Source organism: Halobellus marinus (assembly GCF_032113415.1).
In the GTDB taxonomy this organism is placed as follows: Archaea; Halobacteriota; Halobacteria; order Halobacteriales; family Haloferacaceae; genus Haloquadratum; species Haloquadratum marinus.
Map to the genome: position 1 here is coordinate 55,742 of NZ_CP134946.1, position 13,990 is coordinate 69,731.

The 13,990-nt window shown below is 64.7% G+C and carries 14 protein-coding genes and 1 pseudogene; 12 read left to right on the plus strand and 3 right to left on the minus strand.

Annotated elements, in window-relative coordinates:
* Positions 1 to 34 precede the first annotated feature (34 nt).
* Both RJT37_RS00285 and RJT37_RS00290 read left to right on the plus strand, forming a co-directional pair.
* Positions 35 to 646 (plus strand): TlpA family protein disulfide reductase, encoded by a 612-nt coding sequence (locus tag RJT37_RS00285; RefSeq protein WP_313686760.1) that lies wholly within the window; start codon positions 35 to 37, stop codon positions 644 to 646.
* A gap of 1 nt (position 647) precedes the next feature.
* A complete protein-coding gene (locus RJT37_RS00290) occupies positions 648 to 1,322 on the plus strand; it encodes a cytochrome c biogenesis CcdA family protein (protein ID WP_313686762.1) in 675 nt (224 codons plus the stop codon).
* Positions 1,323 to 1,430: 108 nt separating this feature from the next.
* Here the strand turns inward: RJT37_RS00290 and RJT37_RS00295 are convergent, their stop codons facing one another.
* Entirely contained in the window at positions 1,431 to 2,495 is a 1,065-nt protein-coding gene (locus RJT37_RS00295) for a Brp/Blh family beta-carotene 15,15'-dioxygenase (RefSeq protein ID WP_345785399.1), read from the minus strand.
* 101 nt (positions 2,496 to 2,596) lie between these two features.
* Between RJT37_RS00295 and RJT37_RS00300 the strand changes: the two genes are divergently transcribed.
* Positions 2,597 to 4,093 carry a phytoene desaturase family protein gene (locus RJT37_RS00300; protein ID WP_313686808.1) on the plus strand — a complete coding sequence of 499 codons (1,497 nt, stop codon included), beginning with the start codon at positions 2,597 to 2,599 and terminating at the stop codon, positions 4,091 to 4,093.
* A gap of 47 nt (positions 4,094 to 4,140) precedes the next feature.
* Here RJT37_RS00300 and RJT37_RS00305 read toward each other — a convergent pair whose 3' ends face one another.
* Positions 4,141 to 5,313 (minus strand): inorganic phosphate transporter, encoded by a 1,173-nt coding sequence (locus RJT37_RS00305; protein WP_313686767.1) that lies wholly within the window; start codon positions 5,311 to 5,313, stop codon positions 4,141 to 4,143.
* 153 nt (positions 5,314 to 5,466) lie between these two features.
* Here RJT37_RS00305 and RJT37_RS00310 point away from each other — a divergent pair, with 153 nt between their 5' ends.
* Both RJT37_RS00310 and RJT37_RS00315 read left to right on the plus strand, forming a co-directional pair.
* Complete coding sequence (locus RJT37_RS00310) at positions 5,467 to 6,036, plus strand: DUF485 domain-containing protein (RefSeq protein WP_313686769.1); 570 nt, start codon at positions 5,467 to 5,469, stop codon at positions 6,034 to 6,036.
* Positions 6,037 to 6,158: 122 nt separating this feature from the next.
* Positions 6,159 to 7,307 carry a cobalamin-independent methionine synthase II family protein gene (locus RJT37_RS00315; protein ID WP_313686771.1) on the plus strand — a complete coding sequence of 383 codons (1,149 nt, stop codon included), beginning with the start codon at positions 6,159 to 6,161 and terminating at the stop codon, positions 7,305 to 7,307.
* Positions 7,308 to 7,520: 213 nt separating this feature from the next.
* On the opposite strand, the gene RJT37_RS00320 is transcribed toward RJT37_RS00315, so the two are convergent.
* The gene (locus tag RJT37_RS00320; RefSeq protein ID WP_313686773.1) at positions 7,521 to 7,871 is read right to left on the minus strand and encodes a hypothetical protein; all 351 of its coding nucleotides are present in this window, start codon (positions 7,869 to 7,871) and stop codon (positions 7,521 to 7,523) included.
* 266 nt (positions 7,872 to 8,137) lie between these two features.
* Between RJT37_RS00320 and RJT37_RS00325 the strand changes: the two genes are divergently transcribed.
* From RJT37_RS00325 to RJT37_RS00355, 7 genes and pseudogenes are all read left to right on the plus strand, one after another.
* Complete coding sequence (locus RJT37_RS00325; RefSeq protein WP_313686809.1) at positions 8,138 to 9,589, plus strand: hybrid sensor histidine kinase/response regulator; 1,452 nt, start codon at positions 8,138 to 8,140, stop codon at positions 9,587 to 9,589.
* 217 nt (positions 9,590 to 9,806) lie between these two features.
* Positions 9,807 to 10,244: pseudogene (locus RJT37_RS00330) on the plus strand (bacteriohemerythrin); the annotation flags it as partial.
* A gap of 199 nt (positions 10,245 to 10,443) precedes the next feature.
* Positions 10,444 to 11,949, plus strand: coding sequence for a globin-coupled sensor protein (locus RJT37_RS00335; RefSeq protein ID WP_313686779.1), 1,506 nt, complete (start codon positions 10,444 to 10,446; stop codon positions 11,947 to 11,949).
* Positions 11,950 to 12,195: 246 nt separating this feature from the next.
* A complete protein-coding gene (locus RJT37_RS00340) occupies positions 12,196 to 12,444 on the plus strand; it encodes a DUF7996 family protein (RefSeq protein ID WP_313686780.1) in 249 nt (82 codons plus the stop codon).
* Between the two features lie 183 nt (positions 12,445 to 12,627).
* Positions 12,628 to 12,879 carry a DUF8006 family protein gene (locus RJT37_RS00345; protein WP_311172479.1) on the plus strand — a complete coding sequence of 84 codons (252 nt, stop codon included), beginning with the start codon at positions 12,628 to 12,630 and terminating at the stop codon, positions 12,877 to 12,879.
* A 70-nt stretch (positions 12,880 to 12,949) separates the two neighbouring features.
* Positions 12,950 to 13,483, plus strand: a complete 534-nt coding sequence (locus RJT37_RS00350) for a DUF5815 family protein (protein WP_313686813.1) — start codon at positions 12,950 to 12,952, stop codon at positions 13,481 to 13,483.
* A gap of 152 nt (positions 13,484 to 13,635) precedes the next feature.
* Positions 13,636 to 13,866, plus strand: a complete 231-nt coding sequence (locus RJT37_RS00355) for a hypothetical protein (RefSeq protein WP_313686784.1) — start codon at positions 13,636 to 13,638, stop codon at positions 13,864 to 13,866.
* Positions 13,867 to 13,990 lie beyond the last annotated feature (124 nt).

Below are 13,990 nucleotides of genomic sequence, written 5' to 3' on the forward strand. Positions count from 1 at the left end.
AACCGATTTGTATACTGCCGTCGGTACTCCGGGTATGACGGACGACTCACACGACCGCCACGGCAGGAGCAGCCGTCGGACCATCCTCGCCGCAAGTGGCACGCTGGCGACGAGTTTACTCGGGGGGTGCCTGAGCGGCGGTGGGTCGGCCGATGGGGACACCGAAACCGGCGCGACCGACGGAGCGGCGACGACCGACGGGATGGCGACAGAGACAGCCACGCCCGCATCGGACGAGTGGCTCTTCACGGAACTGTCGGCCGTGCGAGGCGGGGAGACGTTCACCGTCGATAGCCTCACGGCCCCGGTGGTGATCCAGTCGTTCGCAGTCTGGTGTCCGAAATGCAAGCGGCTCTCGAACCAACTCGCCCAACTGGACGGGACCTACACCCTGCTCGGACTCAACACGGATCCCAACGAGGACGCCGCCAAAGTCCGGCAGCACGCGGAGGAGAACGACTTCAGCTGGCGATTTGCGGTCGCGCCGACGGAGATGACGGAGTCTCTGGTCGACCGGTTCGGCTCGACGGTGGTGAACGCCCCGAGCACGCCGGTGATTGTCGTCTGCGAGTCGGGAACTGCGACGTTCCTGTCGGGCTCCGACAGCACGCGCCCGACTATCCGTGAGACCGCCGAGGAGTGCTGAGATGTCGCTCCTCGGCGAGGCTGTGACCTCGTTCACGCTGGGGCTTGCGACGCCGCTGTCGGCGGTCTGTGTCATCCCCCTGTATCCGGGGTTCCTGGCGTTTCTCTCGAACCAGGGCGAGGACGGACGATCGGTCGCCGCGCTTGCGGCGCTGGTCGCGCTGGGGGTGGTCGCTTTTATGGGCGTCGTCGGGATCCTTTTCACCACGCTCCTGCAGACGTCACTGACCGCCGTCGTCGAGGTCGTCTCTCCCGTCGCGTTCGGCCTGCTGGCGCTTTTTGGTGTGGTGCTGATCGCCGACCTCCACCCGCAGTCACGCCTGCCGACGCTGGAACCCCCGAGCACGCGGTATCCGTCGCTCTCGGCCTTCGTCTACGGTGCGTTCTTCGGGGCGATCGTGTTGCCGTGTAATCCCGGCTTCATCTCGGTGTTTTTCGCCCGCGCGTTCCTGTTTTCGGATCCGGTGGCGAGCATCACGAACTTCGGCGCCTTCGGGCTCGGGATGGGAACGCCGCTTTTGCTCTTCGGTGTCGTCTCCGAACCCTTCCGGAACCGGGTCCTGACCGCACTCACGACACACAGGCGGGCGGTCAACGTCGGGACCGGGGTCGTGCTCCTCGCGATATCGCTGTACTACCTCCTCTTCGTCTTCGAGGTCGTCGGTTCGTTCGGATGACGTCCGGGACTTCCGCAGGCGCGCGCATACTGATTGTTGTAACTTTTTCCCGGTGCCCGTCACCCCCTGGTACCGGCGAACACCGGTAAGAGACGACAACAATCAGTATCAGGGCACGTACCAGATCCCGCGTTCGGTGTCGAGCAGGGAGCCGACGACGACGTGCGGGAGCGCGACGATACTGATGAAGATGCTCCAGAAGGCTACGGCTCCAGGGAGGAGGTCGCTGCCGGCAAGCGGGTTCGGCACCGCCCAGTAGACCGTCGCGAGGACGAGAAACGTGGCGAGTGCGCCGGCGACGAGCACGCCCCACGCACGGAGGGCGACCGCCGACGCCCCGCCACCGCCGATGATGTCCCACTCCTCGTCGCCGACCGGCTCCGAGTCGACGGTGACCGTCCGGGCGACCTGCCGCGCGGAGTACCAGAAGGGGAAGTACAGCCCGACTGCGATCAGAACTGGGACCGCCGCGAAGTACGCCGCGAGCAGGAGGCTCTCCCCGGCGTCGACCAGCCACGAGCGGCCGCCACCGCGGACGTACCCCAGGCCGACGTGCGTCGCGAGCGCGAGCCCGTAGCCCGCCGCGATCAGGGGCCGGGTCGTCCCGAAGTGTGCGGCGTAGGGCCCGAACGCGCTCGGATCGACGAGGCCGACCATCAGCGCGCTGAACGTCGCGAACGTGTCGGGGTGGAAGACAATCGGCACGAGCATCACCGCACCGCCCCTGACGCCCGCTGCAAGCCAGCGCTGGGGTCGCGTCCGGAGATGCTCGGTTCCCGACGTGGCGTCGAGTACCTTCACCCCGCCGAGACCGCCCTTCGCCATCGCGACGGTCACTGCGAGCGCGAGTCCCAGCACGGGCGCGACGAGCAGCAGGCCGACGAAGCCGGCGATTGCCCCCAGGTAGATCGCGACGTAGCGCCAGCGGAACGACGGGCGCCGACGACGGAGGTTCTCGAAGTGCTCGTACCCACCGTGCGGGAGGTTCAACGCGACCATCCCGACGAGGTAGAGCACCATCTGCGCCCGGAGCGGGACACTCGCTCCCGCCGCCCCTGCGGCGGCGAACCCGACGGCGAGGACGAGCAGTGCCGCCCGCGAGAGCGGCAGCGACGGGTGGGCGTCACTGTCCAGCCAGAACCGACGGACGGAACCGATCCTTAGCGCGTTCATCATCGGGCGGTCGGGACCGATCACATATAAAAAACCAGCCAAACTCCAGCGGACTGAAAACGGCGGGCGCGCGGATAAGCGTCCGGTCCGAACGGGCGCGTATGTCGGCTCGGCTTTCCGGAGATGCAACGGTCTCTATCGTCGGCGGCGGCTTCGGCGGGCTCGCGACGGCCGCCTACCTCGCCGACGCGGGCGCCGACGTCCGCCTGCTCGAACAGCACGACCGCCTCGGCGGTCACGCCGGCGTCCTCGAACGCGAGGGGTTCCGGTTCGACACCGGCCCCTCGTGGTATCTGATGCCGGACGTCTTCGAGCGCTTTTTCGCCCACTTCGGTCGCTCGCCGGAGGATTTCTACGACCTCGAACGGCTGGATCCGCAGTATCGGGTGTTCTGGAAAGACGGCGACAGCGCGACGATCCGGCCAGAGCGGGCGAACGTCCACGACCTCTTCGAATCGTACGAGACGGGCGCGGGCGATGCGCTCGCGACGTATCTCGACCGCGCCGAACGGAACTACGAACTGGCGATGGATCGCGTGCTGTATGCGGGCAGAGAGCGGTTCCGCGAGTTTCTCGACCCCGAGTTGTTGCCGCTCCTCCCGCGATACCGGCTGTTCGGAAATATGGATCGCTACGTCTCCCGCTACGTCGAACACCCAAAACTCCGCCAGTTGCTGGAGTACACGCTCGTGTTCCTCGGCGGCTCCCCGCACAACACGCCCGCGCTTTACAGCGTGATGAGCCACGTCGATCTGAATCTGAACGTCTTCTACCCGGAGGGCGGGATCGCCGGTGTCGTCGACGCTCTCGCCGACCTCGCACGCCAGCGGGGGGCCGAGATCACCACGGGCGTGACTGTCGAACGGATCGAGGGCGCCGCCGGCGACTTCCGGCTCCGGACCGATTCCGGGACGCTCGAATCGGATCTCGTCGTCAGCAACGCCAACCCCGCGTACACCGAGCAGGAACTGCTTCCCCCATCGTCGCGCGATCACGACGCCGACTACTGGGAGTCGCAGACGTACGCGCCCTCGGCATTGATGCTCTATCTGGGCGTCGAGGGCGACGTCGACCCGCTCGAACACCACACCCTCGTCTTCCCGACCGACTGGGACAAGCATTTCAGAGCCATCTTCGACGATCCCGCGTGGCCCGACGACCCCGCGTACTACCTCTCCGTGCCGTCGAAGACCGACGAGTCGGTCGCGCCCGACGGCCACCACGCGGTCGTCGTACTCGTCCCGATCGCGCCGGGGTTGGACGACACGCCCGACGTCCGTTCGTCATTCCGCGATCAGATCCTGGCGGATCTGGCGATCCAGACCGGCGTCGACCTCCGCGACCGGATCGTCGTCGAGGAGCGCGCCTGCGTGCGCGAGTTTCGTGAGCGATACGGCAACCCGGAGGGGACCGCGCTGGGGCTCGCACACACGCTGCTGCAGACCGGGCCGTTCCGCCCCGGCCACCGGGCCGGCCTCGACGGGCTCTACTACACCGGTTCGTACACCGCTCCCGGGATCGGGATGCCGATGTGTCTCATCAGCGGGGAACACGTCGCGACGGCGGTTCAGGCAGACTATCCCGGTCTGCTCGATTGAGAGAGAAGTGTCGGGTAACGCCTGCGGGCGCGGTTGCTGCCGGGTCCTCACCAGACCTGGAAGAGGATCGTGAACGTCGCGTAGGCGCCGGCCGTCGAGAGGATCGGAACGACGTTCTGCATCACGATCACCCGCCCGGTCGTGGCGGGATCGAACAGGTCGGCCGCCGTCGGGATATCCTCGGGCTCCTCCTCGCCGATCGCCGGCGCCTCCTCGCCGGGTTCTTCGGCCTTGAGGGCGCCGACAGAGACGTTCGGCGAGCTTTCGCCGCGCGCCACGTCCGGGATGGTGGACGTCCGGGTCGCCCGGCCCCAGCCGAGCCCGACGATGGACGTCGTTGCGATGATGACGAAGGAGGCGGGGATGCCGATCGCCGAGAGCCCGGTCACGATGATCGAGGAGACGACGGCCACGACGATAGCGGCCGTCAGCGGCAGGTCCGTGATGTCGTTGCCCAGCGTGTCGAGCGTCCGGCGTGCGATGGTGAACGCTCCGACCGCGACAGCCAGACAGCCGAGGACGATCAGGAGGTTGATATCGACGCCGACGCCGACGAGCGGCGCGATGGCGTTGGCAATGTTCGAGGTGCCCGAGGAGAAGGCCATCAGACAGCCGATCGAGACGACGACGGCCGCGCCGGCCAGTTCGCGTCGCGTGGTGTTCGGGCCGGTGATCGGTCGGGGAACCGAACCGGATCGGTCGATCTCGATCAGCGGGCCGGGCGTGTTCTCGATCGCGACCCAGGCGTTGATTCGGGTGTAGAAGTACCGGCCGATCATCCCGGAGACCCAGAAGCCGACGATCGGGGCGACGATCCACCAGATCGCGATCTCGCCCATCACCTGCCAGTTCAGTTCCCCGGCGGCCACACCGAGGCCGGCGATGGCGCCGACGGCCGTCATCGACGTCGACGCCGGGACGCCGAAGTAGTTGCCCACGAACAGCGCGCCGCCGATGAAAAAGAGCACGACGATGCTGGTCTGGATCGTGAACACGGCGGGGTCGGTGACCAGTTCGGTGCCCAGCGTATCGACGACCCGGCGGCCGATCGTCCACGCGCCGACGAAGAAGAACACCGCCATCAGCGCTGCTGCACCCGTTTTTGAGATCGCATCCGCTCCGACAGCCGGCCCGAACGCAGGGCCTGTCGTCGCCCCGCCGATGTTGAATCCGACAAAAAGCGACACGGCGATCCCAACGAGAAGAAGCACTTCGACCATATCCTGAAAATTGGGCGCAGTCTCTTAAGCGATTGGACCTCCGGACGTCCCGTGTCGCTCCCGCGGCCGAACAAACGGCTATTCATGCCTGGAGCCGAAACCACTCTCTGTGAACTCGCAAAGCGAACCTGCCAAATTGACAGGGAGGGAGCAATGACGCCGGCACGCGTCAACTTCATCGTCGATCTCGCCTACGGCGTGACGATCTTCGTCGCGATCGGACTGATCCTCCTCGTCGGGACGAGCGTCGGCGTCGCGTTCGGCCTCGGCGTCTTGGTCTCCTACGTCATCCACATCGGCTGGAAGATGTCGCGGTTCGATCCCGACTGGATGACCCGCGAGGTGGCCGAACGGATCGAGGAGACTGTCGGCGAAGAAGTCGAGAAGACTGTCGGCGATACGGTAAGCAAGGAAGTCGAAAAGACTGTCGGCGATACGGTAAGCAAGGAAGTCGAAAAGACTGTCGGCGAAACCGTCACCAAAGAAGTCGAGAAGACGGTCGGCGAAACCGTCAGCAAGGAGGTCGACGAGGTCGCCGAGACGGTCTCCGATGAAGTGTCTGACAAAGTCGAAGAAAAGGTCGAGGAAACAGTGGAAGAAACAGTCGAGGAGACGGTTGAAGAGACGGTGAGTGAGGAACTCGACGAGGCTCTGGAGGACGCCGCCGACGGAACGGACGAGAGTAACGCGGCCGACGACAACGAGGTAGAAACGGGATCGTAACCCACCGTCTCCGGTAGCCAGCCGACGAATCAGCCTCGATCGAATGATTACCTTTGGACATACTCAGAGATATTATAGTACCATAACTCATATTAGGGGCGATAGAGTCCCCACAGACACGAATGACCGCCGACCGTATTCGGACGACTCATATCGGAAGCCTCCCGCGATCGCCGGACCTGCTCGAACTGCTGAAGCGGCGTCAGGCCGGCGAGGACGTCGACGAGGAGGAGTGGCACGACCGCGTCTGCGAGGCAACCGCATCCGTCATCGAGCGACAGGCCGATATCGGCCTCGACATAGTGAACAACGGCGAACAGCCCCGTGTGTCGTTCAACTGGTACGTCGCGAACCGCCTCACCGGGATCGGCGATACCCGCGATGCGCCGCTGTGGGACGACCTCGCGGACTACCCCGAGTACGCCGAGGAGGCCTTCGAGGCGGAGGGAATCGATCTCACGAAACAACCGTCCGTCACCGGCCCCGTCGAGTACGCGGGCGAGGAGGCCGCCCGCGAGGAGATCGACACCTTCGTCGAACTGCTCGACGCCGCCGACGCCGACTTCGAGGGGACGTTCCTGACGGCCGCCTCGCCCGGCATCGCCGCCGCAACGCTCGTCAACGACTACTACGACTCCCACGAGGAGTTCCTCTCCGTCGTCGGCGACGCGCTCAAGCGGGAGTACGAACTGATCGCCGAGACCGGCGCGACGCTCCAACTGGACGCCCCCGACCTCTTGACGACCGGTCACCGCGGCTTCGGGGACAGGCCGATCGAGAAACTGAAGCCCATCGTCCGGATGCACGTCGAGGCGCTCAACGAGGCGACGGCCGACATCCCCGACGAACAGATTCGCGTCCACACCTGCTGGGGGAGTTACGAGGGACCGCACCACCGCGACAAGCCGCTCGAAGAGATCCTGCCGATCCTCTACGATCTCGACATCGGCGGCCTCTCGATCGAGGAGGCGAATCCCCGACACCAACACGAGTACCGCGTCTTCCGCGAACACCCGCTTCCGGACGGCTGGACCCTGATCCCCGGCGTCGTCGACGTCAAAACGAATATCGTCGAACACCCCGAAGTCGTCGCAGACCGCCTCGAGCGCGTCGCCGGGGCCATCGACGACCCGACGCGGATCGTGGCCGCCCCCGACTGCGGGTTCGACACGCAGGCCGGCCTCGCGATGGTCCACCCCGAGATCGCGTGGGCGAAACTCGAAACGCTCGTCGAGGGCGCCGAGGTCGCGACCAAACGGCTGTTCGGCTAGGCTCGCACCCTCTCGGACTGTTGGGAGATGCTCACACTCTCTCCGACTGTTGGGAAAAGCGCACACTATCTCCGACGAGGACGGATCTGAACCAGGGCCCGCGACCGCCCGCCAGACCACAGCCGCCGTTTCATACTGATTACTCTCGTCTCTTACCGCCGAACGCCGCCAACGGGAGTTGCGCTCGGCGGTAAAAAGTGAGAGTAATCAGTATCACTCCGTTGCTGTGGGAAGCGGCTCCACGCGGAACACGTAGTCCTCGTAGACGCCGTCGAGGTTCGTCGGGCTCTCGGCGGCCGTATGCCGCTGACAGAGCGCCGCCGTCGCCTCGACGGCCCCGTGTCCGGTTTCCTCCTGGTATCGTTCGAGCACCAGAAACGTCGCTGGCTCCGAACAGTCGCGGCGGCGGCACTCCGGCGGCCAGTCCTCGTCTGACTCGTCGGTGCGGAGAATCGGTGGTTCCTCCTCGTCTGCACGCTCGCGGGCCTCCCTGATGTCCCGTTGCATCTGTCGCCGCTTCTCGTCGGCGGCCTGCTTCTCGCGTCCTTCCTTGGTGTCTGCCATACTCTCTAGTTCCACGGCGGGAAGCATAATCCTGTGGCCAATTCTCATAATGGCTGCTGTAACTTTCACCGATGCTCGTCGTCCCCGGTACCGGCGAGCACCGGGGAGAGACGACAAGAGTCATTACCAGTCCACGGCGGGCAGTTTTTAGTGCCGCATCTGGCTGAACCCGGTATGGGCAGTTCGACCCGGGTACTATACGTCGACGCCGCTGCTGATCCCGACGCGGCCGTCGCGGCGTCACTGGCGAACGCGATCAGTTCACCGTGACGACGGCGACGCCCGACGAGGCCCTCGATCGGCTCTCAGCCGGCGACTCCGGGGCCGACTGCATCGTCAGCGACCACCGTCCACCGGACCACGACGGATTGGCGACCCTGAAAGACGTCCGGTCGGTCCGTCCGTACCTCCCTTTCGTCCTGTATACCGCAGACGGATCCGAGGCGGTGGCCAGCGAGGCGATCGCGGCGGGCGTGACCGAGTACGTCCCCCGGGACGCTGCCGCCGCCGTCGACACCCTCGCTGCGCGGATCGAGGCGGCCATCGACCGAGGACGGGAACGCTACGACGGCCTCCGGGAGCGCGATATGACGATCGAACTCCTGCGGGACCTCTACGACGTGACCACCGACACCGAACTGACCTTCGACGAGAATGTCTCGCGGCTCCTGCAACTGGGCAGCGAGCGGCTTGACCTCCCGTATGCCTTCCTTTCCCACATCGAGACCGACGAGGGCGACGCCGAGACCGGCGGTACACAGCGGATCGTTCAGTCCCACGGCGACCACGAACTGCTCCAGACGGGCGAGTCCTGCCCCCTCTCGACGGCCTACTGCCGGAAGACGATCGAAACGGAGGGCTTGCTCGCGATCGCCGACGCCGTCGACGCCGGATGGGAGACGGATCCGGCCTACGAGCTGTTCGGACTCGGCAGCTACATCGGCGGCAAGGTGTCCGTCGAGGGCGACCTCTACGGGACGCTCTGTTTCGCCTCGACTGACCCCCGCGGCCGACCGTTCACCGAGGCCGAGCAGACGCTGGTGCGGCTGATCAGCAGGTGGGCGAGTTACGAACTCGACCACGATCGGATGACGAGCGAACTCCAACGACAGAACGACCGGCTCGAAGGGTTCGCGAGCGTGCTCGCACACGACCTCCCGAACCCGCTGAACGTCGCGGAGGGACGGCTGGAGTTGGCACAGGCGGAGTGCGACAGCGAGGATCTCGAGGAGGCCGCGGACGCACTCGAACGAATCAGTTCGCTGATAGAAGAGGTCCTCACGCTCGCCCGGGAGGGACAGACAGTCACGGATTCGGAGTGGATCGACCTCTCGGAACTCGTCACGAACTGTTGGGGGAACGTCGCGACAGCGGACGCGAGGCTCCGCGTCGAAACCGATCGCAGAATCCGGGGCGATCCGGGGCGGCTGAAGCGGCTCGTCGAGAACCTGGTTCGCAATAGTATCGAACACGCCGGCAGCGACGTCACGATCACCGTCGGCCCGCTCGAGGACGGCTTCTTCCTCGAAGACGACGGTCCGGGGATCCCGCCGTCGGATCACTCGGGGATCTTCGAGTTCGGATACACGACCGATAGCGACGGGACGGGCTACGGCCTGGCGATCGCCAAGGAGATCGTGGAGGCACACGGCTGGACGGTGACGGTCGCCGATGGCGACGACGGCGGTGCCCGGTTCGAGATGCGGACCTCAGCGTGAACGGGGACGTTCGCGTTGTTACTGCCGAAAAGATGCCGTTCTATTACAAAATATGATATCTGAACGCTGCTCTCCGCCATCTTTATCGAAAGATTTGATCTCCTAAAATCCCGATAAAAGGCCTAAATAACCCATGAACGGGGAATTTTTAGAATCTGGGAATCATCGGGCCGTCAATACAGTACAAATCCGGAATCTGATACTGGACGGAGTTACTATGGCACTTATCGAGTGGGACGACGAGCGATACAGTACCGAAATCGATCGGATGGACGAACAGCATCAGCAGCTTTTCACCCTGCTGAACGACCTCCACGAGGCGATGGAAGAGGGCCACGCCGAGGAGGAAATCGGCGACACCCTGCGGGAACTGGAACGGTACACGGAGTACCACTTCGGCGACGAGGAGGAGTTCATGCAGGGCTGTGGGTACGCTCAGGACTGTTCGGACTGCTTCCACGACCACCAAGAGATGCACGAGAACTTCGCCGCGAAGGTGACCGAACTCCGCGAGAAACACGAGAACGGCGAGTACATCACGATGGAGGTCCTCCAGTTCGCGCGCGACTGGCTCGACTCCCACATCGCCGGGAGCCAGCAGGATATGGGCTACAGCGAGTACTACGAAGAGGAGGTCGACGACTACCAGTTCGAGTGAGACGGACGGTTGTACCGTTTCGTCGGTGATCGTCCGAAGCGGTCCCGCGATCACCGGTGAGATGCTACAACAGTCCGTATGAGGGCTGGTCCCGCGCGACGGCAGCCACCTACGCGTACGGCGGTCGCTTCCGACGGGCGAACGGCCGATTCTTCGCCGTCGAAAGGGATAACGCCCGACCAACTAATCAGCACGTATGAGCACATACGCAGACGTATTCGGACAGGGCGGACTGAACTCCGAGGTCGACGAGTCACAACTGGTCGAACGGATCGGGCTCGACGACGAGGAGATCCAATGGCGGAAGGACTTCCTGAACTTCGGCGACGACGACGCTGCCCGGCTTGCGTCGCTCGCCGCGACCTTCGAGCAACACGAGGACGCGGTCGCAAACGCGTTCTACGATAATCTCACAGAGCACGACGAGACCGTCGAGGTGATCGAGCGGTCGCCGAAGGATGTCGAGGCGCTCAAGCAGACACAGCGAGCGTACTGGCGGACACTCACCGGCGGCGAGTACGGCCGGGAGTATTTCACCAACCGTGCGCGCATCGGCAAACTTCACGAACTGCTCGATATGCCGGAAAAGCACTATATCGGGCAGTACGGTGTCTACTACGAGCTTCTGTTCGACGTGATGAACCAGCGGATGCAGTCGCAGGTGACAGAGGTCCTCGAGTCCGCCGGCGTCGACGAGGAGACGATCCTCGACGTCCACGAACAGATCGACGACGGGGTGGACGAGACACTCTCGGCGCTGAAGCTGATGAACCTCGATATGCAGGTGGCGATCGACACCTACACCGCGAGCCGGGAGGCCGAACTCGAAGACGAGATCGAACGCCGCCGGCAGATCGCCGAGGAGACGAACGAGGCCGCCCAGGATCTCCAGGAGTTCGCCAACAACGTCTCCCAGAGTTCCCGACGGATCAGCGACCTCACCGACACCGAGGCCGGCAACATCGACGAGATCCGCGCGGAGATGTCGAACCTCAGCGCGACGATCGAGGAGATCGCCGCCACTGCCGACGAGGTCGAAAAGACGAGCGAACGGGCCGTCGAGGCCGCAAAGGAGGGCCAGCGGTCGGGCGCGACGGCGATCGACGTGATGGAGGACATCGAGGCGTCGGCGGAGCAGATCGGTACGAGCGTCGCGGGCCTCCAGGACCGCACCGAGGAGATCGACGAGATCGTCGACGTGATCAACGACATCGCCGAGCAGACCAACCTGCTCGCGCTGAACGCGTCGATCGAGGCGGCGCGGGCCGGCGAAGCCGGCGACGGCTTCGCGGTGGTCGCCGACGAGGTCAAGAGCCTCGCCGAGGAGTCCCAGGACCAAGCCGACCAGATCGAGACGACGATCCGCGACATCCAAGGCGAGATCGACCGGACCGTGGAGAATGTCGAGGCGACGGCCGCGGACATCGACACCGGGATCGATCGGGTCGAGGACGCGATGGAACAGCTCGACGAGATCGTCAGGGTCGTCGAGGAGGCCGCAAACGGGATCAAGGAGGTCTCGAAGGCCACCGACGACCAGGCCGGGAGCGGCGATCAGATCGCCCGGATGCTCGATGAAGCGGCCGACCGCATCAACGAGATCAACGAGGAAATCGACGAAGTCGCCACCGCGAACGAACAACAGACTGCCAAGGTGTTCAAGGTCACCTCGGACCTCAAACAGCTCAGCCAGAAGCTCTGAGAGCCCGACGGTGCCCCTTTTGCCCGTATTCGCCGAGTCCTGGCCGATATTCTTTCGCCCGGGCACTTGCCGAGTGCTATCCGGCCATCCTCGCGACCGGTAAGACAATCGGATCTCGTCCGCTCTCTTTCGCTACCGGGCTGCCGATCGATTCCGTCCACCCACCCTCGCGACTGGTACAGCCGGCCGAATCCCGTCCGTTCGCCAACCGATCCTTTGAGGGTCCCGCGGCCCCAAAAGCGATTGATGGCCGAAGATGACACCGGGAGCGGACACGAGGGGGAGAGACGCATTTTCGAGCTGACGCGGGATAAAATCCTGCTCGTGACGTTGCTCTTCGTCGGGATCGCGGGTTCGGGGATCGTTCGCCGGCTGCTCGGCGAACTCGGCTACGACGGTCTCGGTGCGATCGTCTTCATCCTCGGCTACGGCGGGATGGTGTTCGCAATCTGGTACGGCTGGATCCGTCCGATGGACATCACCGGCCCCGATTGATCGCCTCGCGACCAGTATTCGACCGACAGACGTCACTGGCCTCGATTGATCACCCCACGACCAATGTTCGACTGATCGACTGACGGGTCGCCCGCGGTCGCCCCGAGCGGGATGGGTTCGTTCCCACGATCCCGCGGAGAACGGAACTTTAATACTCGATTCGCGCCGAACGTCCGGATAAGAATGCTCCCCCTACAGCTCGTCGACAGTTTCCTGCTCCAGTACAACGTCGGGCAGGCACTCTTGCTCGGGTTCGTGGTCGCGACAGTGGGTGTGCTGCCCCTACGATCACAGAAGCTCCTCGCGCTCAACGTGATGCTCTTCGGTGTGATCTTCGCACTGACGCCGCAGTCGCTCGTGCCGATCCATTACCTGTTCCTCGGGCTCGGACTGCTCGTCATCGGGCCGGTCCTGTACACGACCGCGAGCGATTGACCGACCGCCGGGACGCCGCCGTGGGAGCCCGGAGCGCGACGTTTAACCCCGACCGACGAGAACGACCGGTATGACACAGCCGCAGGTTCCCGGCGGGGGCGGCGAGACGCTCGAGTTGCCGTGCGGCGAGGATATCGACGTTCGGCGGCTCGACTTGGGAATGCGAGAGTACGAGTGCGACTGCGGGGACCGCCACGCGGTCGTGATGGACGTCCACCCCCCGGAGCGGTTCCTCCCCGACTTCCTGGTCTCGGTGCTCCGCGAGGCCGTCGAGACGACGAGCGAGGAGATGCCGGAGTTCGGGACGGCCCACCTGATGGGGATGGTCTTAGAGGAGTTCCCCGGAGACGTCGCCTCCGCGGACGTGAGCGACGACGGCGACGTCGGCGCCGGGATCGTCTGGATGACCGACTTCGACGCCCGTCGCCTCCACGAGATCGTCGTCGAACTCGTGGTCGAACTGATGGAACACGCCGTCAGCCACGCCGACGCGGACTCGGCGATCGCGGAGTTCGAAGCACGGATGCACGAGTTCGACGTGAGCGAGTTCGTCAGCCAGTACCGTGCCGAGCGTGATCTCTCCGCGGACGACGTTTCGGTCTGAGATGTCGGCTGGGCGCGCTCGCCACAGCGCACGGGAGAGCCCGGTTCGGATCGATCGGGGACTCCCTCAGAACGCACATCAATCCGACTGACTGCGGCCGTCTGACGCCTGTCGCACTGGAATCTAAGCCCTCCCAGGTCGTGTCCCCGAATATGATCGCGACCCGGCCCTCCGGGTTCGAGGAACTCTACGACGTGCTCGCCGACGCAGACGAACCGCTGACCGCACGCGAGATTCTCGATCGCCTGCGGGAGCGCGAGGTCGACGCGTTCGATTCCTCCTACCGCGTCGCGACCGTTCTGGGAAAGATCGCGGAACGTGGCGGCCCGGTCGTCGTCGTCGAGGGGAGCCCGTACCGCTACCGGGTCGAGGGACGGGACTGACGTCGGAGCCTCGGTCAGTAACCTGCCCTCGCTGCCGAGCGGTGCGTCCGAGTGCCGTGTCGCTCCCTCCGGTTACGAATTTCGAAATCGACTTTCGCATCTCGTAGTAATCCGCCGGGCTTAT